Here is a 22,588-nt window from a genome sequence, read left to right on the forward strand (position 1 = left end):
TCTTAAAATAAATTAAGGTGGAACCACGATAAGCTCGTCCTTTTTTGGGGCGGGCTTTTTATTTGTTTATGTAAATTAATCTACAAAGGAAGGATGTGAAAAATATAAAGAAGTTTTATTTACTAGCTTTAATTTTTAGTTTTGTACTTAGTGGATGTAGCAACACTAATGCAAATAGCCCCACTGAAGTTAATTATATAGGCCATAATGGCCACATGGCAGATGACCTAGAAGTGGTTGATTTTATGGATGAGAACTTTGATATGAGTAAAATTGAACAACATAGCTGTTGTGATGAATAAATTAGGAGAGAATAATAGTGAAAAAAAATAAACTTTTAGCCTTCATTTTACTTGGAGGATTGACTCTTTCAGCTTGCGGAAATCAAAATGCAAGCAATGACCAAAAATCAGATACGAATGTTAGCGAAGATCAAAATGTTTCTAAGGCTGCTAGCCTAGAAGAAGAACCAAGATATGGTTCAAAAGTTAAAATTGGTTTTGATGGAGACCTATGTATAGCTGGTCAAAACCTTGCAGAAATTAATGGATACTTTGAAGAAAATGGTGTAGAAGTAGAATTTGTAAATACAAAAACTGGTAAAGATGCACTTTCAAGTGGTCAACTTGATGCTATGACTGGTGAGTTTGGTTCACTGATCGTTCCAGCTACAAAGGGACTACAATATGTATTCTCAACTGCTTCTCACTCAGGATGTAAATCACTATATGTCCTAGATGAAAGTAAATACCAATCAACAGAAGATATGGTTGGCCAATCAGTTGCTGTAACAAATGGTATTGGAAATAGTGGACACAATACACTTTTAAGATTTTTAATCCACGATGATATAAATCCAGATGATGTTACAGTAAAACCAGTTGATGCAGCTGCTGTAATCCAAGCGCTTGAAAGTGGAGAAATCCAAGGGGCAGTTCTAGATGACCAATTTGCTCAAGAATTCATACAAAGTGGAAAAATCAGACCAGTGAGATCTCTAACAACAGATGAAGACTTTGGTTCTGAAGTTTGCTGTGTAACTGCCTTTAACAAAGAATTTGTTGAACAAAACCCTATGCTTGCAGAACTTGTTGCAGAAGCTATTGAAAAAGGAAACCAATATGCAGCAGAAAACCCAGCAGAATCAGTAAAATTACTTCAAGATAAAAACCTAGCAGCTGGAGATCCAGAAGTAGCAACAGAATTATTAAAAGCATATGACTACACACTTACAAATGCTGACGGTGAAGAAACTATTCGTAGCTACTTTGATGATTACAAAGAATTAAATCTTATTGATAAAAATAGATCAACAGATGATTTAGTTAAAGAATTATGGAGACCACTTGGAAACGGGGAAGTTGAAGTAGTTAAAAAGAATTAAGGAAGGTATATGGATAAAGATAATCAATTAAATCCAAAAAAACCGAATAAAGAAGAAAAGGGAAGATTAACAAAAGATGAGTTAATTAAACTTGAATCAAAGCCAAGAAATAAAACTAATGAAAGATTTAGGTTAGCTCTACCAATAATTGCAGGTATCCTAGCCATTATTGAATATTACTTTTTACCAGAACAAAATTCTGGATTAGCAAAAACTAATATGTATCCAGGATTTCTGGCCATACTTACAAGTATTTATGTAATTGCTCTTCTAGTTTCCATAAAGAAGGAGAATTTAAGAGACCGACTACTTTATAAAGCACCTAGATATACATTTATATATGTTTTGCTAATGATTTATGATATTTTGACCTTAAAAACGTCAAAACTTGCCTTACCATATTTTCCATGGATAGATATGATATTTAATTCCATGAAGGCTGATGATGCATTTTTGGCTGAGTCTGTAATAAGTTCACTAAAACTTTTATTCACAGGCTATATCATAGGTGGCGTACTTGGAATAATTACTGGTATACTTGCAGGTTACTTTGATAAGGTAAACTACTGGGTAGATCCATTTTTAAAAATCCTTGGACCTATACCAACAACAACCTGGCTACCTGTTGTAATGGTAATTGCTATAAATCTGTTCCAAGGAGCAGTATTTATAATAGGGCTAGGTGTTTGGTTTTCAACAACACTTGCTACCATAACAGGTATGAGAAATGTCGAGCCTGCTTATTATGAGGCTGCCCAAACACTAGGAGCAACCAATACAGAGCTAGTAAAAAAGGTTGCAATCCCATCAGCCACACCAAATATTTTCCAAGGACTAATAGCTGGTATGTCTGCAGCTTGTAATGCTCTAATCGTTGCCGAAATGCTTGGTGTAGAAAGTGGACTTGGATGGTATATAACATGGAAAAGCTCTTGGGCTGATTATTCGTCCATGTATGGAGCTATAATTCTACTTGCACTTACCTTTATTTTGGTAAATATGATTATAAAACAAATTAGCAAAAGAGCTTTAAGATGGAGAGATGGAGGAGCTATTAGATGAGTAAATTAGAATTTAAAGATGTTTCAAAATCATTCGTAAGATCTGATAGTGAATTTATAACTACAGCTCTTGAGGACATCAATTTTTCCTTAAGGGAAAATGAGTTTGTAAGTATAGTTGGTCCATCAGGATGTGGAAAGTCTACAATACTTAGACTTATAGCTGGCCTTATAGTTCCAACTACAGGAAATATTTACCTAGATGGAGAAGAGATCACAGGTCCTTCAAGTAGAAGGGGAATGGTATTTCAAAAATCAACTTTATTTCCATGGCTTAGCGTAAAAGATAATGTGGGATTTTCTGCTAAGTTAAAAAGTGAAGAAAAAGTCGATGATAAGACAATCGATCAAATGTTAGAAAAAGTGGGTCTATTAGATTTCAAAAATTCTTACCCATCTAACTTATCAGGCGGCATGGCCCAAAGAATTTCATTAATCAGAACTATGGTAAACAAGCCAGAAGTCTTACTTCTTGATGAGCCTCTTGGTGCCTTGGATGCATTTACAAGGATGAACATGCAAGATGAGATACTAAAACTGTGGGATGAAGAAAAGAATATGACTATAATGGTAACTCATGATGTTGATGAGGCTGTTTATATGTCAACTAAAGTTATAGTCATGGAACCAAGGCCAGGAAGGATCAAAGAGATAGTTCCAATAGAAGTTGACTATCCTAGAAATAGAACAAGCAAAGAATTTACTGATTATAGAAATGAACTGTTAAATATTTTGGATATATAGATTAAAAGTGCTGAGATTTATTCTTGGCACTTTTTAAATTTATGTTTTATTTATTAATCAATTGAATGTGGGTAAAGAAATAGTAAGATATACAAAGCATAATTTTCTTGGATTGTTTATAATGGCTCTTTATGCTAGAATTAAGTGAAAGGAATTTTATGGAAATTAGTAAAAATATAAATAAAATTGTTGATTATCTTTCTATTGGAGCAATCATAACAGTTTTATTATTGGTGACTGGTGGCAATGTTTTGCTTTTTGCAACTTGTCCTATACTTTTAGCCCTAGTTTACCTTACAAAGGGTTTTAAAGAATTTGGCATATCTTTGCTAATGGCAATCTTAATTGCTTTTATGTTTATCAGTCCTGATGTTATAGCCTTTGATCTTGTTCCGATATTTTTGATAAGTCTACTTTTTATAGCAATGACTAGGTCTACTATAAGTGATAAGTATAAGATTTTGATTAGCTTTCTTATAATAAGCCTTATCCTTATAATAGTCTATAAGCTTGCCATGGTAAATGCTGGTTTGGATATAAAAACATTGGCAAATGACTTATATGAAGAGCTTAAGCTTAACACCACCTATGATTTAAAATTAGAGTACATAGAATCAGTTTTTGCCCTATATCCAGCTATGATTGCAAGCCTATCCTTAATATATAGTGCAATTAGTCTTAGGATTATAAGAAATTACCTAGCCTATAAGAAAATTGGCAAGGATATGGTAGCTTTAAGAGATATAAGACTGGATAAAAAGGATTTTTCTACTATAATAATTGCTTCTATTATTCTTTACTTCATTGCAAGATTTTTGGGCGTAAAGGATATATATATAAGAACAAATCTAATATGGATTTGCCTTAGTATTTTATTATTTAATGGTATGGGAGTATATGATTATATGCTAAGTATGAGAAAATCCTTATTGTCTAGAGGATTGCAGTGGTTCTTTGTAATAGTATTCTTCTATATATTTGCCGTATTTTTTGTAATAATAGGCTTTGCTGATATATTTATGGATATAAGAAACAAATCTAGGAGGTCTTATGGACAAATTTAGACCAAATGAAAAAGAAAAAATATTTTATGCCTTGGCTTTGCCAGTGGCCCTGTGTGTAGTCATATTTTTCTATAATAAGATTTTAGCTCTTATAGGACTTATACTGTGCTTGGCCTTGTATTTTTATCTAAGCAATTTAAGTGACTCTAATGAAAAGATGTTACAACGTTATGTTGACGAGGTTGAATCAAGTTTTGATAGCATAACAAAAAATTTGGTTTTTGAAATGCCTTTTCCAATTGTGGTTTTAGACGCTGAGGATAATATAAAATGGCACAACACAGATTTTAGGAATTTATTTCCAGAAGAAGAGCTCATTGGTAATCCTATAGATGATATTTTGCCTAGCTTAGCTGAAGTCGATTTTGAACAAAGAGATTTAACTGTACCATTTACAACTGAGATTGATGGCAGGGTTATACAATTTCATATTTCAAGTGTAAAAAATGATGAGCTTGATACTAGAGAGACTTTTTTATATGGAATCGATAATACTTATGATGAATCCATAAAACAGCTCTTTAAAGATAAGAGACTTGTATTTTTCACAGTGTTTTTGGACAATTATGAAGATTTGAGAAACTCCACTGATGCCATCAATAGACCACAGGTTTTGGGCACTATAGATAGAACTATTACCCAATATTTCAATTCCCATCATGGTGTAGTTAGAAAATATGAAAATGATAGATTTATGGTTGTCATGGAGTATCAAGACTACCAAGATATATATGATTCTAAATTCTCTATTCTAGATGATATTAGGGAAATATCCTTGGGCAATACTATTAATCCAACACTATCAATAGGAGCTGGCATTTCTGGATCATCACCAAATGAAATCTACGATGATTCCAGAGTTGCCATTGATATAGCCCTATCACGTGGTGGAGACCAGGCAGTAGTAAAAGTAAAAGACAATTACGAGTACTTTGGTGGTAAGAGTAAGGCTACAGAAAAAACCTCAAAGGTTAAGTCCAGAGTAATATCCGGTGCGTTAAAGAGAATGATCCTTGCATCATCAGAAGTATTTATTATGGGACACAATAACCCAGACATGGACTCTTTTGGAGCGGCTCTTGGTGTATACGAGGGAGTAAGGTTTTTAAAGAAAAAGCCATATATTATCCTAAACGAAGTTCCTAGACAAATTGAAAATATGTACTCATCTACAACTTCAAATCTAGAAGAACTTAGGGATAATATATTGACTGAAGAAGAAGCGCTTAATATATTAAGACCGTCATCGCTTGTAGTAGTTGTAGACAATCACAGGAAGAACTCTACAGAAGCACCAAGTATAATAGATAAGGCTGATCAAATTGTTATAATAGACCACCACAGACGTGGCAATGATTATATTAAGAAATCGACAATATCATATATAGAACCTTATGCATCAAGTGCATCTGAGCTTGTTACAGAAATCCTAAATTATTTGGATGAGAATTTTAAAGCAAGAACCCAAATAGCCGAGTCGCTTTTAGCAGGTATTACAGTTGATACCAAAAACTTTGTTTATCAAACAGGAGTTCGTACTTTTGAGGCGGCAAGTATACTGAAACGTTGGGGTGCCGATTCAGTTTATATCAAGCGAATGTTCAAAGATGATTTTGAAATTGTTAAATATAAGTCGGAAGTTATAGCTGATTCGAGTATAGTAAATGATATGATTGCTATTGGCCATTTCAATAGAGATATTGATGGATCAACACTTATAGCAAGTCAAGCAGCAGATGACCTTTTGACTATAAAGGGTGTAAAGGCAAGCTTTGTACTAACCAGATCTCACAATAAAATTCACATCTCTGGTAGAAGCTTGGGCGATATAAGTGTACAATTAATATTAGAGCGCATCGGAGGGGGAGGCCATCTAACAGCGGCTGCAACCCAGCTTGACATGAGCATGGAAAATGCTGAAGAATTGCTAAGAAAAGCAATAATTGAATATTTAAGAGAGGAAGAAGAAGATGAAAGTAATATTAACAGATAATATCGTAAGAGTAGGCGTTAAGGGAGACCTTGTAGATGTAAAACCAGGATATTTTAGAAACTACCTTAACCCACAAGGACTTGCGGTTGAAGCTAACAAAAAGAATATGGCTGAACTTGAAGAAATGCAAGCTAAATTAAAAGAAGAAGAAGCACAAAACAGAAAAGAAGCAGAAGAACTAAAAGAAAAAATCGAAGCACTAACACTTACACAAAAAGTAAACGTTGGTGAAGATGGCAAACTATTTGGTTCTATCACAAACAAAGATATAGCAGAAGCTCTAGCTGAAAATGGTATCGAAGTTGACAGAAAGAGAATCGAAGGCCTTGAAAAGATTGAAGGAACTGGCGAATTTAATCTAAATGTAAGACTATACCCAGAAGTAAATGCTGATCTTAAAGTAGAAGTAGTTGCTGAGGAAGCTTAATGACTGAGGCAAATAGGCCTCTTCCATATGACTTCTTAGCAGAGAAGGCTATTATCGGAAGTATACTTAAGAAAAATGAAACTTTCGATAGAGCAAATCAAATAATAAAACCTGTAGACTTTTATGATTCCAGGACCCAAAGGATATATAAGTCCATAGTCACCATGTTTGAAAAAGATATCAAGGTAGACGAAGTGAGCTTATTATCCCAGTTGAGGAATGAAAATATATTACAAGAAGTTGGAGGGGAGGAGTTTATCGCTGAGATTACCCTCTCCTCATTTTATACTCCAAATATTGATACATACGCAAAGACGGTCAAAGAAAAGGCGCTGCTAAGAAGTCTAATAGGGGCAAGTAACGATATAATGGAGCTAAGCTACAGGCAAAGTGACGATGTTTCTACAATATTGGAAGTAGCTGAAAGCAAAATATTTGACATATCTCAAGATAAGCTAAACGATGGTCTAACTAAAGTTGGAGATACCCTAGATGAGACAATACAGATAATCAACGAATTATCTCTAAACGACGGAGATATAACTGGAGTACCAACAGGACTATCTTCCATAGATATGAAACTATCAGGCCTTCAACCATCTCAACTTATCCTACTTGCAGCAAGACCAGCCATGGGTAAGACAGCCCTTGGACTTACTATGGCATGGAATGCAGCCAAAGAGGGCAAGTCAGTAGCCTTTTTTTCCCTAGAAATGTCTACACTTCAACTAAACTACAGGCTCATATCAATGGTATCTATGATTGACCTAGGGCAAGTTATGAATGGTAGGATAAAGGATGACGAATGGGAACTACTATTTAGGTCGGTTAGAGAGATTGTCGATAAGGACCTCTATGTAGATGAAACTCCAGCTATTTCCCTTTCTGAGATGAGATCAAAACTAAAAAGACTCAAAGCTGAAAGTGGTCTAGACCTTGTAGTTATAGACTATCTACAATTGATGAGTGCAGACTCCAACAAAGAAAATAGGCAAAACGAAATAGCATCCATATCTAGAGGGCTAAAATCTTTATCAAAAGAGTTAAATTGTCCTATCCTATCTCTAGCCCAACTTTCTCGTGAAGCTGATAAGAGGGCTGATCACAAGCCAATCCTATCAGATTTGAGAGAATCAGGAGCGATAGAGCAAGATGCCGATGTAGTAATGCTTCTATATAGGGAAGACTACTACGATGAGGAAGATAATCCAAATATAGCCAAGGTAATTGTTGCAAAACACAGGAATGGATCTACTGGAACTATAGACCTATTCTTTAACAAACCATGTACTACATTTAGAGATCTATCATACAGAGAAGAAAATGCCTACTAATAGTGAGAAAAAAAGAGTCTACCTTGAGAGAATGACAAGACCTACAGCCTACGAACTTAATAATTGGGCTGACTACGAAGATCCTAGGCTTTCTGGCTATAACTATGGCAATCTTTCAGATTTTGAAATAAACTTTTGGTACAATTCTATTTGTACACCAAGGAAAAAGTATTTTGCAGTAAAAAGATATGAAGATGATAGATTTATTGGCTTTGTCGGTCTAAAAAACTACAATCCCCTTACAAAAAAGGCACTTTTGGGCATAGTATTTGATGCGAATTACGTATCCCTTGGCTATGGTTATGATGCAATGCTTTGCTTACTTGACTATTATTTCAATGATTTGAAATTCAAAACAATGCTTCTTGAAGTTAATCTATTTAACCAAAGAGCCTTAAGTCTTTACCAGAAGCTTGGTTTTAAGGAAACAGGCTTTGATAGCGAGCTCTTTGAAAATCAAGACATAGAATTTGATGATAGATATTTTGAAATGCACGGAAATTTGATATATTCTAAGATACTAAAGATGAAACTTACAAAGGATGATTATTATGAACTTCACAGTTGAAAATTTGAAAGTTGATTTGGGAACCACACCTATTGAAAATATGTTTTTAAATACCTATCTAGGTATGGTGGATGGCGAGAATCTCAAGTTTTATCTCTTGGTATATAAGGACATGTATAACGAGGGCTCTGTAGATATTGATAAGATTAAAAAAATTCTAAAATATTCTGACGAAGATATCAAAAATGCTATAGATTATTGGATAAATATGGGAGCCTTCCGCAAGAAATTGGACATCAATGGCAGAGAGTACATAGAAATTGTTTCTTTTAGGCAAATGATCTATGGTGACAATAAAAAAACATATGATGAGGTCAATGAAGCTAGCTTTGACAAATCTAGCCGCAAGCAAATAATGTTTAACAATGTAGAAAACATCATTGGTAGAGCCCTAACTCCAGCAGATATAACAAGGATACATGAAACTATTGAAGAATATAATAGCGATCCAGAGCTTATCACAGAAGCTTTTCGCCAAGCCAAAGAGCTAAATAATGTCGATGTAAAGTATGTGATGGGTTTTATAAAAACATGGAGAGATCAAAATATATTATCGGTCAATGACCTTAAAATCCACCAAGAACGTCAAAAACTTGTAAGAAAAAAATCTCCAAGACAATATAAGAAAAATAATAGAAAAATTTCAAGTGGAGATGATTATAAATCATACGCCGAAGAAGCTAGAAAAAAACGCTTTGAAAAAATGATAGAACAGGGAAAATCTAATGAAAACATCCAATAAGGCTAGTGAAATACTGGCTAAACGTAGGCAAGAAAATGAAATAAATAGGCAAAATCGAATAGATGAAGTCTACAAAAATATTCCAACTATGGCTTCCCTTGAAAAAAACATCAAGGAATTGGGATTTACCATTATAAATCAGACCTTATCTGGTGGAGAAACTAGCAATTTAGAGGCAAAGTTAAAAAAACTTAGAGATTTAAAAGAAAAACTATTGCTAGAAAATGGATTTTCCAAAGATTATATGGACTTAAAATACCACCACGACCTTTGCAAAGACACGGGATTTGTAGGCAACGAAATGTGTTCTTGTAGAAAGCAGATTATAATAGATGAGAATTATAATCTATCAAATATTAAAAAACTTATAGAAAAAGAAAATTTCTCAAACTTTGATGATATGCTTTTTGATGACAATCCCTATGGAAACTACCCTCTAACCCCTAGAGAAAATATCAGGCTTGTAAAAAACAGTTTGATGAAATATATAAATAATTTCTCCAAGGAATCTACAAATATTTATATATTTGGCGATGTTGGTAGGGGAAAAACATTCTTGCTAAATTCTGTAGCCAAAGAACTTTTAGATAGAAATTACTCTGTCCTTTATATGACATCATCATCCCTTTTTAAGTTTTTAAATGACTATAACTGGGCTTTTGAGGAACAAAGATATAAGCACCAAGAGAAGTATGATTTTATCTTGGATTGTGACTTGCTAATTATAGACGATTTGGGTAGTGAATATCCGTCAAAAAATGATTCTGCCAATCTTTTTGATGTTGTTAATACTAGGATGATATCACAAAAACCAATACTGTTTTCTACAAACTTTGATGAGAGTATGTTATCTGAAACATACGGACCTAGAATATTTTCTAGAATTGTGGGTAATAGTCAAGTATACGAGATATTTGGAAAAGATTTAAGACTAAAAGATATGTAGGAGATTAATATGCTTGTAGTAGACAAAGAAACTATGCAGGCCATAGATACTTACGCAATCAATGAACTGAAAATACCTGCTTTGGCCTTGGTTGAGCGAGCAGGCCTTTCTATTATAAAAAACATCAATTTGAATCAAAGGCGAAGCTTTGCCGTAATTGTTGGCATAGGCAATAACGGTGCAGATGGCCTTGCCTGTGCAAGGAATCTCATGGCCAGAGATTATTATGTTGATATTTATATTATAGGAAGTTTGGATAAGTCAAGCTATGAGTTTAGGGCAAATTATGATGCTTGCTCTAAGCTTACAGATCGAATATTTTTTGTAGATACAATACAAGATTTGGAAAATATGGAAGAAAATATCAAGAATGTTTCTACTATCATAGAGGGAATATTTGGCACAGGCCTTGATCGAACTATTTCAGGAACCTATGCCTTCGTAATCGCTATGATAAATCGTTCTATGAAATATATTATTTCCATAGATATACCAAGTGGATTGGATTCAACTTCTGGAGATTCCTGGGGAGAGGTAGTAGATAGCGACCTAATAGTCTCTATGCAGCTTATGAAAAAAGGCATATATGACCGCAGCAGATATAGAGAAAAGTGCATAGTAGAAGATATAGGCATACCACAAAAGGCAATAGATCATATTTTAAAAGAGAGCTGAGGCTCTCTATTTTTTTGGGGTAAATACTATATAATAAAATGATAATCTAAGAGGGTGACTAATTATGGGATATGAAGAAGAAAAAATTTTAAAAGAGATTTTACAAAAAGATATTATAGAGGATAAAGAAGATTTGGACCTTATTTTAAAACAGCTCAGTAATAGGAAAATAAAGCAAAAAGATGATTATTCTTTTGGAGATAGGGCTGCAGATAAAATAGCAAAATTTGCAGGTTCTTGGACTTTTATAATCATATTTGTGTCTTTACTTGCTATATGGATGCTAATTAATAATAAAATGGGAGATAAAGCCTTTGACCCGTATCCATTTATACTGTTAAATCTTGTTTTGTCATGCATTGCAGCTATCCAAGCACCACTAATAATGATGAGCCAAAATAGGCAAGAGAAAAAGGATAGACAGAGGGCAGAAGATGATTTTATAGTTAATCTAAAAAATGAAATTATTATTAGGGATATTCACAAAAAACTAACTAATATCGAAAACAAACTTGGGGAAGAATCGTAGGAGGTAAGCTTATGAAAAAGCAAAAAAATATTTTAATTACTATCATTTTAACATTCGCTCTAGTAGCCTGTGGAGCAGGCAATTTTAATGAGGCTAGTGTAAAAAATGATAGTGCAAATTATAATCCTGGTGAAATTGCATCTGAAAGTATGAAAACTGAAGATATAGCAGAAGAAGAAACTATCGATGATGGCCAAAGTTTGGATTTGACAAATACTGACCGTAAGATAGAAAGGTTTTATGATTATACAGTTGAAACTACTGACTTTGACAAGGATTACCAAAGTATTGAAAATTTAGTTGGTAAGTATGGTGGATTTTTTGAATCATCTACCATTGACCGTGAATTTCCCAATGAATCTGATGATAGTATAAGAATTCTAAATTCTACAATAAAAATTCCAAATGACAAATCAGATGAATTTAGAGATGAACTTGAAGGCCATGGCAAAATTCTATCATCTAGCAATCACATCAACGATTTTACAAAATCTTATACTGATACTAGCATTAGGCTCAAATCCAAAGAGACCGAGCTTGATAAGCTTAATGAACTTCTAGAAAAGGCAGAAAATCTTGAAGATGTAATGGCTATTCAAGCAAGAATTCTAGATGTCCAAGCTGAAATTGATCAGATAAAAGCAGCTATTTCAGATATGGATAGTAGGGTATACTACGATACCTACAATCTTTACCTAAGAGAAGTATATAATTATAGCAATGTAGCCAATAGATCACCGGATTTTGCAGGAAGAATTTCTCAAGCCTTTGGCGATTCCATTCATATTTTTATAAATTTCTTCCAAGATCTAATGATAGCTCTAGTAACCCTATGGCCACTACTGTTAATAGTAATAGTGATTATTATGTTTGTGAAATATTGGAAAAAGAAAAAACTTGCAAAAATCAACAAAGCTAAGACCTTTAGCAAAGAATCAAAAGAGATTAGTGATGAAAAACTAGACTAGGTGTTGATAAAATATTGATTTCAATGTATACTATACTTAACTAAATATAGCTACGATAAGACATAGTAACTAGGGGAAGTTTGTAGAGAGAAGATGGTTGGTGCAAATCTTTAGCGGAAGCTAGTGAATCTACCTTTATGCTTTTTATTAATTAAGTTATAAATTGGGTGGCACCACGAGACCTTCGTCCCATGTAGGATGAGGTCTTTTTTATTTGCCAAAAAAGGAGTAAAAATGATAGATATTAAGCTATTAAGAGAAAACCCAGAAATGGTAAAAGAAAATATCAAAAAGAAGTTCCAAGATGAGAAGTTAGTTTTAGTAGATGAGGTCCTAGACCTAGACGAAAAGGCTAGAGCTGCAAAGACCGAGGGAGATAATCTTAGAGCAGAAAGAAATAAGGTTTCTAAACAAATTGGCGCACTAATGGGCCAAGGCAAAAAAGATGAAGCAGAAGAAGCTAAAGCTCATGTTGGAGAAATCAACGATAGACTAAGTCATATAGAAGAAGAAACTAGAAACTTGGCAGAAGAAGTCAAAGTTCGTATGCAAAAAATCCCACAAATCATCGATGAAACTGTTCCAATAGGCAAAGATGACAGCGAAAATGTGGAAAATGAGAGATACGGAGAACCTATAGTGCCAGACTATGAAGTTCCATACCACGTAGATATTATGGAATCATTTGATGGTATAGATTTAGATGCATCTCGCGAAACTTCTGGTGCAGGATTCTATTACCTAAAAGGTGACATAGCAAGACTTCACTCTGCAATAATTTCTTATGCTCGTGACTTCATGATTGACCGTGGATATACTTACTACATTCCACCATTTATGATTCGTTCAGAAGTTGTAACTGGTGTTATGAGCTTTGAAGAGATGGAAAACATGATGTACAAAATCGAGGGTGAGGACTTATACTTAATAGGAACAAGTGAACACTCTATGATTGGTAAATTTATCAATACTATCAACGAAGAAGATACTATGCCACTTAAGATGACATCCTATTCACCATGCTTTAGAAAAGAAGTTGGAGCACACGGTATAGAAGAACGTGGAGTTTACCGTATTCACCAATTCGAAAAGCAAGAGATGGTAATCATCTGTAAACCAGAAGATTCAAAAGAATTTTACAACGAACTATGGAATAATACAGTAGATTTCTTCAGAAGTCTAGAAATACCAGTAAGAACCCTAGAATGCTGCTCAGGAGACCTAGCTGATCTTAAGGTCAAATCTTGTGACGTAGAAGCATGGAGCCCACGCCAAGGAAAATACTTTGAAGTAGGATCCTGCTCTAACCTTGGAGATGCCCAAGCAAGACGTCTTGGTATTAGACTTCGTGGAGAAAATGGAACATACTTTGCCCACACACTAAACAATACCGTAGTAGCACCACCAAGAATGCTTATAGCCTTCCTTGAAAACCTACTACAAGAAGATGGTAGCGTGAAAATACCTGAACCACTTAGAATGTACATGGGTGGCAAAGAAAAAATCGAACCTAAGGCAAAATAGACCAACCTTTGCAAATAAATTGACCCCGCTAGCTTAAAAACTAACGGGGTCAGTTTGATTTTTTAATTATTGATTCCGAACTTATTAATCAACTTATCTATGTTATCTTTATCAAAATATTCTTCAGAATATCCACATTCGCTACACACATATCTATCAAATGATGCTGATGATAGAGCTGACTGGCCTATCATTATTGACCTTCCAGATTCAGCTGGGATTTTTTTACCAGGAACAATTATTATCTTATTTGATCCACACTTTGGACAAATTTTATTTCTTTTCACCTTTACCCTCCTATAGTGCATATACCCATCTATGGAGCTATCTTATTTACATTTAAAATCTTTCTCATAATAAGTTTGGCAAAGGCATCTGATCCAGGAATGTTTGGATGAGTCCTATCAGCTGCTAGATAATCAGGCTTATCTTTAATGTAGTTTCTCCAGTCAACCATATGAGCCTTATCGTGGCTATCGCAGTATTCCTTGATAGAATTATTTACATAGTCCATATATGATTGGGTGTGGGAAGTATTTACAAAATAAACATCACGGCCATCCGCAATTTCCATTATCTTATCCATATCATTATGGTTAGCAGAACCATTTGATCCAAGGGAAATCACAACTATATCGGCAAGTCCAACATTTTCCTTGATTGCTGATAGGATTTCTGGGCCACTAACCATATCACGACCAACCTCACCATCAAGGTAGAAGTTTGGTATATACTTTCTGATATAAGAATCAGCATTGATGATTACAGAATCACCGATAGAAGTAATAGAAATCTTGGACAAATAATCTAGTTCATTTTCTGTAAATTCGAAATCATCGTAAGCCTTTTCTTCAAAATCTTGATTATATTTTTTCTCTTGAGTATCTATTGTCTTTGTATCGACATTAGCTATAGATTTCGTGAGATTTTTCTCTTCTTTTTTATTGCTTGCTTTTTTCTGCTTATTTTTTCTGGCCTCTTCATTTCTTTTCTTGATCAATTCTTCATTGGCAGTTATCTCTTTTCTAAGCTCTGCTATTTCTTTTTCCTTGGCATTGCCAATTTTTGCTGAAGTAATTCTTAGGCCAATAAGAGCAAGTATTGATATCATAATCAAGCTAAGATTTATTTTCTTATTCTTAAATATAATATATGTTAGCTCAGATAATATAAATATGGCAAGAATTTCTATAATGACTACAAGAACATTATTCATTCCATGTAAGAAATACACAGAAAGTATCTGCACTACATATTGCCATAAGTATAGATAATATGATCTATCGCCAATATAAGAAACTATCTGGAACTTATTCTTCCTTGTCCTATAGTAGGTCCTTTCATAATTAAATAACACCAGGGTCAAAAGGCCAATAATTAGTGTATAAGCTATAAAGATAAACTTATATGAAGAAATCTCTTTACCATCTACAAAGAAGAATGGTATGACACTTAATAATCCTAGAACTAATGCAGAAACCTTTAGAAAAGATTCACTGTATTTAATCCTTGATAAGTAATTTTTGTTCAATAGATATAAGGATACGCCAAAAGCAAATGCCGATATCCTAGTATCAATTCCATTGTAGATTCTAGTAATATCACTATTATTTTTTCCTAAACTTATCATTAGGATAAAACTAACAATTGTGATTAGCAAATGAATTATAAGTTTTACATTATCATTAAGTTTTTTTGTAAATCCATCAATTACCATAAATATAGCAATAAATTGCATGTACATAGATACATACCATAAATGGTTAAAGATATTAAAATTACCAAGTTGATTGAAATAATCTTCATTTATAAGGATTTTTTGTATATTTTCAAAGTTTAGGGCAACAGGAATAACAGACTTGATGGAATCATCAAAAACTTCTCTAGCAAAGGCCAAAGAAAATCCCATAACTATTGCCATAATAAATAATACTGGGCCCAAAATCTTTATGTATTTATTAATAAAAATAGACAAAGATTTTTTAAAATCTATATTTTTTTTATTATCCGCTCCCATCATAGTTAAAAATCCTGATAGGAGTAGGAAAATTATTACAGCTAGATAGCCCCCAGGAAATATGTGAGAAAACCTATGAAATAGGCTGACTCCAACAAAACCTAGTGCACGTAGAGCTGTTAATAAATAATATTCTTTTTTTGTTTTTACTTTTCTTTCCATAATCCACCTCGTGAACTTAATCATTATATCAAATATACTATTAAATTAAAATTAAGGAATGGTTACAATTTACAAAATTTTATGATGTTTGGAAATTATTTGTAATATTGAACTGGTAGAAAAATTATAATATAATATTAAAAAACATTTTTTTTAGGAGGAAGTGTGCTTATAAAAATGAGGAAATTACTATTAATATTTTCGATACTACTTTTTACAGGATGTTCAAACATCCAAAACGCAGGAGAAGAGAAAGTTAGTGAAGTTGATAATTCTATGGAGCCAGCGACCTATAGTTTAAATATAGTAGATGATGTAAAGTTAGAAATTATATCATATGACATTGTGGATAAAGATAAACTCGATCAAAATGAAAGAAGCAATCTAAAAGAATATATTAAAGAAAATGACGATAAGGTTTTTAGAATTGAATATAGGATAGTGGATAGTAGAGATGAAAAAACTTCTATAAGCACACAAGCAAGTGATGGATCAGAAAATTATGTAAGAGTTAAATTAATTGATAATAATGACAATGAAGTTACTAATGTTAGTCAGTACTCCACTTGGGATGATGAAGAGGGGACAATCTACAATAAAGATTATTACATAATTAAAGATAAAAGTAACCTAAAGGGCATAGATATATCATATAATATCGATGGTCAAGAAGGCCATGATTTTGGAATAGAATTTTAAAATAACTAATTAAATTAGGCGTAAGAAAGCTTGCGCCTTTTACTTTGCATAAATCTATAATATAATATTTGCTAAAGACTCTTATAAAGGAGAAAAGAATGAAAAAATTTTTACCAATAATACTAGGATCAGACCTAAATACATATTCTATAGCAAGGGAAATCCACGAAGCTTATGGCATAAAGTCAGTTGTTGCAACATCTGCTATATTTTTACCTTGTATAGACTCTGAGATAATTACATTTTATAAAAAGAAAAATTTCTCAAAAGATAGGGAAGTATTCTCTAATCTTTTAAATAAAATTTACTATGATTACAAAGATTCATCTAATGATTTTATCATATTTTGTCCAGATGATTATATGAGAAATTTCTTAATTACTAATTTAGATTTACTAGATTTTAATCCAAAACTACCATATGCAAACATAGATGTTATAAATTCTATAAAGACCAAAGATGAATTTAACCAAAAAATAGCCCATCTTGACCTGGTCCCACAAACAATTTTGGCAAATGAGGGAAATTATAAAGACCTAGATTTTCCAGAAAATGTCTTCATAAAAGCAGATGATGATGTGTTTTATAAAAAACTTGATTTTGATGGCTGGCAAAAAGGCTACCATTCCAAATCAAAAGAGCAGACTATAAAAATCTTGGAAAATATTTTTTCTAATGGATATGATAAGAATATGCTGGTCCAAGAATTTGTAGCTGGAGGAGACGGAAGCGAATTTAGTATCGATGGCTATAGGTCAAAATCTACTTTCTCTATGTCAGCCTGTAAGAATGTCATGCTTGACAAAAGACCAGACTGGGTTGGCAACTTTGTAGCAAAAATTGATACTGACCAGGATATCTTATATGATTATGCAAGAAAAATAGTAGAAAGTCTTGGAGTTTATGGACTTTTTAATATTGATTTCAAAAGGGATATAAATACTGGAAAAATTTATGCATTTGAAATTAACCTTCGCCAAGGTCGTTGCCACTATTATGCGACCCAAAATGGGGTTAATCTATCAAAGATAGCAATAGAAGATTTGATTTTTGATAATCCTATGGAAGTTTTAGGTAATGTGCCATTTGCTTATTATAACCTAGACCTTGATCAGACTCTAGAAAATATGGCAGATGATTTGAAAGAAGAATTTACTAATCCAGTACGATTTGACAATTGTATCAATCCTCTAGTCTACGATAAAGATTGGAATAGGAAAAGACGTAAAAAAATAGAAAAATACTTGGATAAACTAGGCAAAGAAACTTTTGTATACAAGGAAATTTAAAAAACTCCCCGGCAGGGGAGTTAATTTTTTACAAACACTTTTTCATCTCTAAAAATAATAGGCTTTATTGGGTAATCATCATTGGAATAATCATAAAGATCCATAAGATAATCGTATAAATTATTTTCGTCATCAAAGATTACAACTTGGTAAGGAGCGGTAAAGGCTAGTTTTTCTACAAGCATCAATCTGCCATCATTAAGTTTAAACAATAGACCTGTGTGTCCGACAAAAAGTTCGTTCTTATTTTCATCTATATTTGAAAATTCAAATACTGATATGACTTCATAGATATCATTTTTATGAAATTTGATTCCGCTTTCCTTCCAAAAATTTACAATTTTATTTACCTGATAGTTAACATCGTTTTTGTTTTCAGTAGGAATGGCAGAGTAGAACTTATTAAACTTTTCAATTTCATCCTTATCTAGAGTATCGACAGGAGGATTGTTAAAGCTTGTATTATCGATTTCTACTACAGACATGTTTGGATTTGCTTTATTTTTAACTTCAATTTTGTCAGAAACTAAGCCAAAAGTTGTAATCCTACAATTGATACCTGTAAAATTAGGATCCAACTTATACAATTGATCTTGTATTGCATATACGTCATAATCTTTTACCTTGTCAGCTCTTACATAATCTTCTTTTACTAATAAATCACTTTTAACTCTTGAATTAAAGAATTCTACTTGCTTAAAAAATCTGTCAGTTTTCTTATGATCCAGGTCAGACATTTTAATAATACTTTTTAGATCATCTCTAGATTTTTTTGTAAGGAGATTATTGTACACAAGCTTGGAGCCATCGTTTTTAGGCATCTCTTTATTTTCACTACAAGAAGATAAACAAAGTATTGAAAGAATTAATATTAATATTTTTTTCATAATTAGTCATACTTTTAAAAGATTTCTTTTTCTGTAATGATATAATCAAGCTTGTGGTCAAATTCATCTGTTGGAATTTCTTCTACCTCAAATTCGCTTGCAAATAATCCTACTGATCTTGTTTCTGCCTTGTTTAGATACCTGTCGTAGTAACCACCACCATAGCCCATACGGTTTTTGCTTTTGTCAAAACCTAGGCCAGGAACAATAGTTAGGTCAGGATTTGCTATAGTTTCCATAGTATATGATGTCGGTATATCAAACTCCCCTGGGATTAGATTGTCCAAATCATAGATTCTTATAGGAATCATAAGACCCTCATCTCTATCGGTGATATATGGCACATATAAAGCTTTGCCCATTTCTAGTGAGTGTTTTATAATCTCAAAGGTATCTACTTCATCAGCCACAGAAACATAAATAAATATACTTTTTGCTTCATTAAACAAATCTGAATTTAGAAATTTTGTAAAAATTGCATAGTCTACCATACTTTTCTTAGCTGGGTCCATATGGTATCTTAACTCTCTAAATTGCTTTCTCAATGTTCTCTTATCTATTATTTCGTTGTTTTCTTCTTTTTTAATCATAGATTCCTCGATAGTTGTTTGTAGGCTTTCTTTGAAAGACTTGTTATTATTTTTAAATTCTCTAATCTCCTTATCAGAAGCTATTGCGAAATTTTCCTTAGTAGAGTCAATTAATTCAGCACCAAGGATAAGTATGGTGGATACTAAGTTAAGCCAAATAAATAGGGCCAATATACCAGCCAAGGCACCATATACTACAGATTGCTTGGAAAAATTGTTCAAGAAGAAAGAGTACAAGAAAGTTGCAATATAAATAGTTATGATTGCAAACAATCCTCCATAAAATGCATTTTTAAATGGAACTCTATCATTCTTATTATTTGGTGCAAACCTATAAAATACTCCAAAGGCTAGAGCAATTATTAGTATGGGTACTAATGTCAAAGTCAACCTAAATAGAGGAGATGAGAGGGCCTGTAATATACTATCAAACAAGCCCCCAAAGGCTTTGTCAGATATACGTGTTAGTATGTTGTTATTTATAAAAGTCAAAATACTAGGTCCATAAATCTGTGAAACCAAAATAAACAGTATAAAAACTATAAACATTATTGTATAAAGGAGTGAAAAAAGTCTCTGTTTGATATACTTATTTTCACCCTCAAGACCATAGGCTTTATTTATAGATGTGATTAGGTTATTCATGCCCTTGGTGGCAGACCAAAGGGCAAAAAGCACGGTAATAACAGTAACCGATGTTGAACTAGTATTGACAAACATAGTGTCAATGACCCATTTTACCATATCTTTTGAAGTTGATGGCAAAAATTCTAAGAGTGAATAAATAGCATCAACATTATTTTCCAAAATCCTAGAAACTACTGATACAAGCACCATTGATAGTGGTATAGATGCTTGTAAGAAGTAAAAGGATAAAGCAGCTGAGTTATTGGTTACCTCATGGTGCTTGAACCTATAAATCATATTGCTTATGGTCTTTTTAAATTTTACCTTTGTCTCTATCTTCATTATTTCAAATATCCATCAAACCATTTTTTAATTTCTTTAAGTCTCTTTAGCCTTGGCTTTGGTTTACCAGACCTTGATAGTTCATGATTTTCACCATGGAATATATACATTTTTGTATCTACACCATTTAGTTTAATCTTTGTATACATTTGTAGACCTTGCTCTAGTGGGCAGCGATAGTCCTCATCAGAGTGGATGAATAGGGTAGGAGTTTTTACCTTATCAGCATATTTTAGTGGAGATTGGTCCCACATCTTATCTAGATCTTCCCATGGATCCTTTGCTCCTGTTTGGTCGTTGGCAAAGTAGTAGCCTATGTCAGATACACCGTAGAAACTAATCCAGTTTGATATAGATCTTTGAGCACATGCTGCAGCAAATCTATCAGTGTGACCTATAATCCAATTTGTCATAAATCCACCATAAGAACCACCATAAACTCCCATACGTTTCTCATCTATTTGTGGGTACTTTTCTATAGCTAGATCAGTAAATCTCATCAAATCCTCATAGTCCTTAGCCCCATATAGGCCCCTAATATCGCTATAAGCCACGCCATTTCCAGATGAACCATGTGGATTTGTATATATTACAATGTATCCATCATTGGCAAAAACTTGGTGTTCGTGGTGGAAGATATCAGAAAACTCTGTCTTTGGCCCACCGTGGATAGAAAGTATTGTAGGATATTTCTTGTCCTTATCAAACTTTGTAGGAAGGAGCACATAGCCTGTTAGCGTATCTCCATTTGACTTAAATTCAAATGTTTCTATATTTCCTAGCTTTGTAGTGATTTTATTTTCAATTAATACCTTGTCAGAATCTTTTTTGTAAAGTTCGTATAGGCTATCCTTATCCATAGCAAAGTAGTATAAAGCATCGTCCTTTATAGCAAAGTCTTCCACTCTTGAGCCAATTTCTAGCTTAACATCACCGGTTTTATCTATAGAATAAAGTTTGCTGTCTTCTTTTTCTGTTACAACAAAATATAGTCGGTTATTGGCTATTGCAAAGGTCTTAGCTCCATCATATCTTGCATCAGTACCTATGCTATTGCCAAAGGCCATATCAAATTTATCGTCGGTTATTTTTTCATATGAACCGTCAAATTCACAGATATAGATAAAGGCATCTTCGTTTATTCCGCCTTTTTTCATATCAGTTGCTACAAAGATAATCTTATCTTCTATAAAGTTGGCATAGTAGAAAGAGAAGTTTGCATCTATTAGAAGTTTTGATTCTTTCTTTTCTATATCGTAAAGATACAAGGATTCACGCAAATCCATCACCCTTGCCTTATCATAATTGCCCTTAGCATAGACGATTTTTGTGTTATCTTCATTAATGTTTAAAAAACTAATATCGTGGTCAAAATCAGAATCTATGATTTTTGATAGCTTCTTATCTATGGCATCGTAGAAATAATAGGAACTTTTCTCATGTTTAAGATATCCAGCACCATTTAGCCAGAATGGCAAATCAATTACTTCTTTGTAATAATTATCTTCCTTATCTTTATCTTTTTCTTCTTTAGATTTTTTATCACTAGCCTTGATTAGGTAAAGGTCATCTTTTAGCCATTCTATATGAGAAACATTTTTTTCTATTGCAAAATATTCCTCTCCAACTCCATGATCGCTAACTTTATTGAAAATATCTTTATCATCGAGACTTTTAGCCTTGTAGATTAGGTTTGAGTCTTGGTCAAAAGTAAAAATAGAACTTTCTTTTGTATTTGTCACAGGGTAAGTTATATTTTCTTTTGCATCATATACCCAGATGTCATTCTCATATTTGTTTTGATCATAATTTGCCTTTGTCTTTGTGTAAGCAAGCTTACTTTTGTCACTTGATATTTCTAGTCCACGCAAAAAATCGTATCCTAGTATATCTTTAATCTTAGTTTTACTCATAATACCTCCATCATATTATTTTAATTATACAGTATTTTCCAAATCTTTGGAATGATATAGTTTTGTTTTTAACATTTTTGGGTAATAATATAAAAAGCATAAG

22 protein-coding genes and 1 other annotated feature (1 of these 23 cut by a window edge) are annotated in these 22,588 nt (G+C 33.0%); of the genes, 17 read left to right on the plus strand and 5 right to left on the minus strand.

Features of this window, described 5'->3' with window-relative positions:
• Positions 1-45, plus strand: a binding site (T-box leader) (it extends 170 nt beyond the left edge of the window).
• Between the two features lie 50 nt (positions 46-95).
• From BQ7474_RS02980 to serS, 15 genes are all read left to right on the plus strand, one after another.
• On the plus strand, positions 96-302 hold the full coding sequence (locus tag BQ7474_RS02980; RefSeq protein WP_073997539.1) for a hypothetical protein: 207 nt from the start codon (positions 96-98) through the stop codon (positions 300-302).
• A gap of 17 nt (positions 303-319) precedes the next feature.
• A complete protein-coding gene (locus BQ7474_RS02985; protein ID WP_073997540.1) occupies positions 320-1,384 on the plus strand; it encodes an ABC transporter substrate-binding protein in 1,065 nt (354 codons plus the stop codon).
• A gap of 9 nt (positions 1,385-1,393) precedes the next feature.
• The gene (locus tag BQ7474_RS02990) at positions 1,394-2,446 is read left to right on the plus strand and encodes an ABC transporter permease (protein ID WP_082187870.1); all 1,053 of its coding nucleotides are present in this window, start codon (positions 1,394-1,396) and stop codon (positions 2,444-2,446) included.
• The gene (locus BQ7474_RS02995) at positions 2,443-3,189 is read left to right on the plus strand and encodes an ABC transporter ATP-binding protein (RefSeq protein ID WP_073997541.1); all 747 of its coding nucleotides are present in this window, start codon (positions 2,443-2,445) and stop codon (positions 3,187-3,189) included. Before BQ7474_RS02990 ends, BQ7474_RS02995 begins: the two co-directional genes overlap by 4 nt.
• Positions 3,190-3,347: 158 nt before the next feature.
• Entirely contained in the window at positions 3,348-4,253 is a 906-nt protein-coding gene (locus BQ7474_RS03000) for a DUF2232 domain-containing protein (RefSeq protein WP_073997542.1), read from the plus strand.
• Positions 4,240-6,246: a DHH family phosphoesterase gene (locus BQ7474_RS03005; protein ID WP_073997543.1), complete on the plus strand. Its 2,007-nt coding sequence runs from the start codon at positions 4,240-4,242 to the stop codon at positions 6,244-6,246. Before BQ7474_RS03000 ends, BQ7474_RS03005 begins: the two co-directional genes overlap by 14 nt.
• Positions 6,224-6,673 carry a 50S ribosomal protein L9 gene (rplI, locus tag BQ7474_RS03010; RefSeq protein ID WP_073997544.1) on the plus strand — a complete coding sequence of 150 codons (450 nt, stop codon included), beginning with the start codon at positions 6,224-6,226 and terminating at the stop codon, positions 6,671-6,673. The genes BQ7474_RS03005 and rplI overlap by 23 nt, the downstream gene beginning before the upstream one ends.
• Entirely contained in the window at positions 6,673-8,007 is a 1,335-nt protein-coding gene (dnaB, locus tag BQ7474_RS03015; RefSeq protein WP_073997545.1) for a replicative DNA helicase, read from the plus strand. The genes rplI and dnaB overlap by 1 nt, the downstream gene beginning before the upstream one ends.
• Entirely contained in the window at positions 7,997-8,575 is a 579-nt protein-coding gene (locus BQ7474_RS03020; RefSeq protein ID WP_073997546.1) for a GNAT family N-acetyltransferase, read from the plus strand. Before dnaB ends, BQ7474_RS03020 begins: the two co-directional genes overlap by 11 nt.
• Positions 8,559-9,317: a DnaD domain-containing protein gene (locus BQ7474_RS03025; RefSeq protein WP_235821465.1), complete on the plus strand. Its 759-nt coding sequence runs from the start codon at positions 8,559-8,561 to the stop codon at positions 9,315-9,317. The genes BQ7474_RS03020 and BQ7474_RS03025 overlap by 17 nt, the downstream gene beginning before the upstream one ends.
• Complete coding sequence (locus BQ7474_RS03030; RefSeq protein WP_073997548.1) at positions 9,301-10,263, plus strand: ATP-binding protein; 963 nt, start codon at positions 9,301-9,303, stop codon at positions 10,261-10,263. The genes BQ7474_RS03025 and BQ7474_RS03030 overlap by 17 nt, the downstream gene beginning before the upstream one ends.
• A 9-nt stretch (positions 10,264-10,272) precedes the next feature.
• Positions 10,273-10,938, plus strand: a complete 666-nt coding sequence (locus tag BQ7474_RS03035) for an NAD(P)H-hydrate epimerase (protein WP_073997549.1) — start codon at positions 10,273-10,275, stop codon at positions 10,936-10,938.
• 64 nt (positions 10,939-11,002) lie between these two features.
• On the plus strand, positions 11,003-11,467 hold the full coding sequence (locus BQ7474_RS03040; RefSeq protein ID WP_073997550.1) for a DUF1003 domain-containing protein: 465 nt from the start codon (positions 11,003-11,005) through the stop codon (positions 11,465-11,467).
• 11 nt (positions 11,468-11,478) lie between these two features.
• Entirely contained in the window at positions 11,479-12,435 is a 957-nt protein-coding gene (locus BQ7474_RS03045; RefSeq protein WP_073997551.1) for a DUF4349 domain-containing protein, read from the plus strand.
• 234 nt (positions 12,436-12,669) lie between these two features.
• On the plus strand, positions 12,670-13,959 hold the full coding sequence (serS, locus tag BQ7474_RS03050; RefSeq protein WP_073997552.1) for a serine--tRNA ligase: 1,290 nt from the start codon (positions 12,670-12,672) through the stop codon (positions 13,957-13,959).
• Between the two features lie 62 nt (positions 13,960-14,021).
• On the opposite strand, the gene BQ7474_RS03055 is transcribed toward serS, so the two are convergent.
• Both BQ7474_RS03055 and BQ7474_RS03060 read right to left on the minus strand, forming a co-directional pair.
• Entirely contained in the window at positions 14,022-14,246 is a 225-nt protein-coding gene (locus BQ7474_RS03055) for a hypothetical protein (protein ID WP_073997553.1), read from the minus strand.
• 29 nt (positions 14,247-14,275) lie between these two features.
• On the minus strand, positions 14,276-16,138 hold the full coding sequence (locus BQ7474_RS03060) for an acyltransferase family protein (RefSeq protein ID WP_073997554.1): 1,863 nt from the start codon (positions 16,136-16,138) through the stop codon (positions 14,276-14,278).
• A 165-nt stretch (positions 16,139-16,303) separates the two neighbouring features.
• Here BQ7474_RS03060 and BQ7474_RS03065 point away from each other — a divergent pair, with 165 nt between their 5' ends.
• A complete protein-coding gene (locus BQ7474_RS03065) occupies positions 16,304-16,837 on the plus strand; it encodes a hypothetical protein (RefSeq protein WP_073997555.1) in 534 nt (177 codons plus the stop codon).
• 98 nt (positions 16,838-16,935) lie between these two features.
• Positions 16,936-18,126, plus strand: a complete 1,191-nt coding sequence (locus BQ7474_RS03070) for an ATP-grasp domain-containing protein (RefSeq protein ID WP_073997556.1) — start codon at positions 16,936-16,938, stop codon at positions 18,124-18,126.
• Between the two features lie 20 nt (positions 18,127-18,146).
• On the opposite strand, the gene BQ7474_RS03075 is transcribed toward BQ7474_RS03070, so the two are convergent.
• From BQ7474_RS03075 to BQ7474_RS03085, 3 genes are read right to left on the minus strand one after another with little or no spacing between them, the layout of a single operon-like run.
• Positions 18,147-19,013 (minus strand): DUF4300 family protein, encoded by an 867-nt coding sequence (locus tag BQ7474_RS03075; RefSeq protein ID WP_073997557.1) that lies wholly within the window; start codon positions 19,011-19,013, stop codon positions 18,147-18,149.
• Positions 19,014-19,027: 14 nt separating this feature from the next.
• Positions 19,028-20,572 (minus strand): 5-formyltetrahydrofolate cyclo-ligase, encoded by a 1,545-nt coding sequence (locus BQ7474_RS03080; protein WP_073997558.1) that lies wholly within the window; start codon positions 20,570-20,572, stop codon positions 19,028-19,030.
• Positions 20,572-22,485 (minus strand): alpha/beta hydrolase family protein, encoded by a 1,914-nt coding sequence (locus BQ7474_RS03085; RefSeq protein WP_073997559.1) that lies wholly within the window; start codon positions 22,483-22,485, stop codon positions 20,572-20,574. Before BQ7474_RS03085 ends, BQ7474_RS03080 begins: the two co-directional genes overlap by 1 nt.
• Positions 22,486-22,588: the final 103 nt, after the last annotated feature.

It is taken from the genome of Anaerococcus urinomassiliensis, assembly GCF_900128425.1.
Taxonomy (GTDB): Bacteria; Bacillota; Clostridia; order Tissierellales; family Peptoniphilaceae; genus Anaerococcus; species Anaerococcus urinomassiliensis.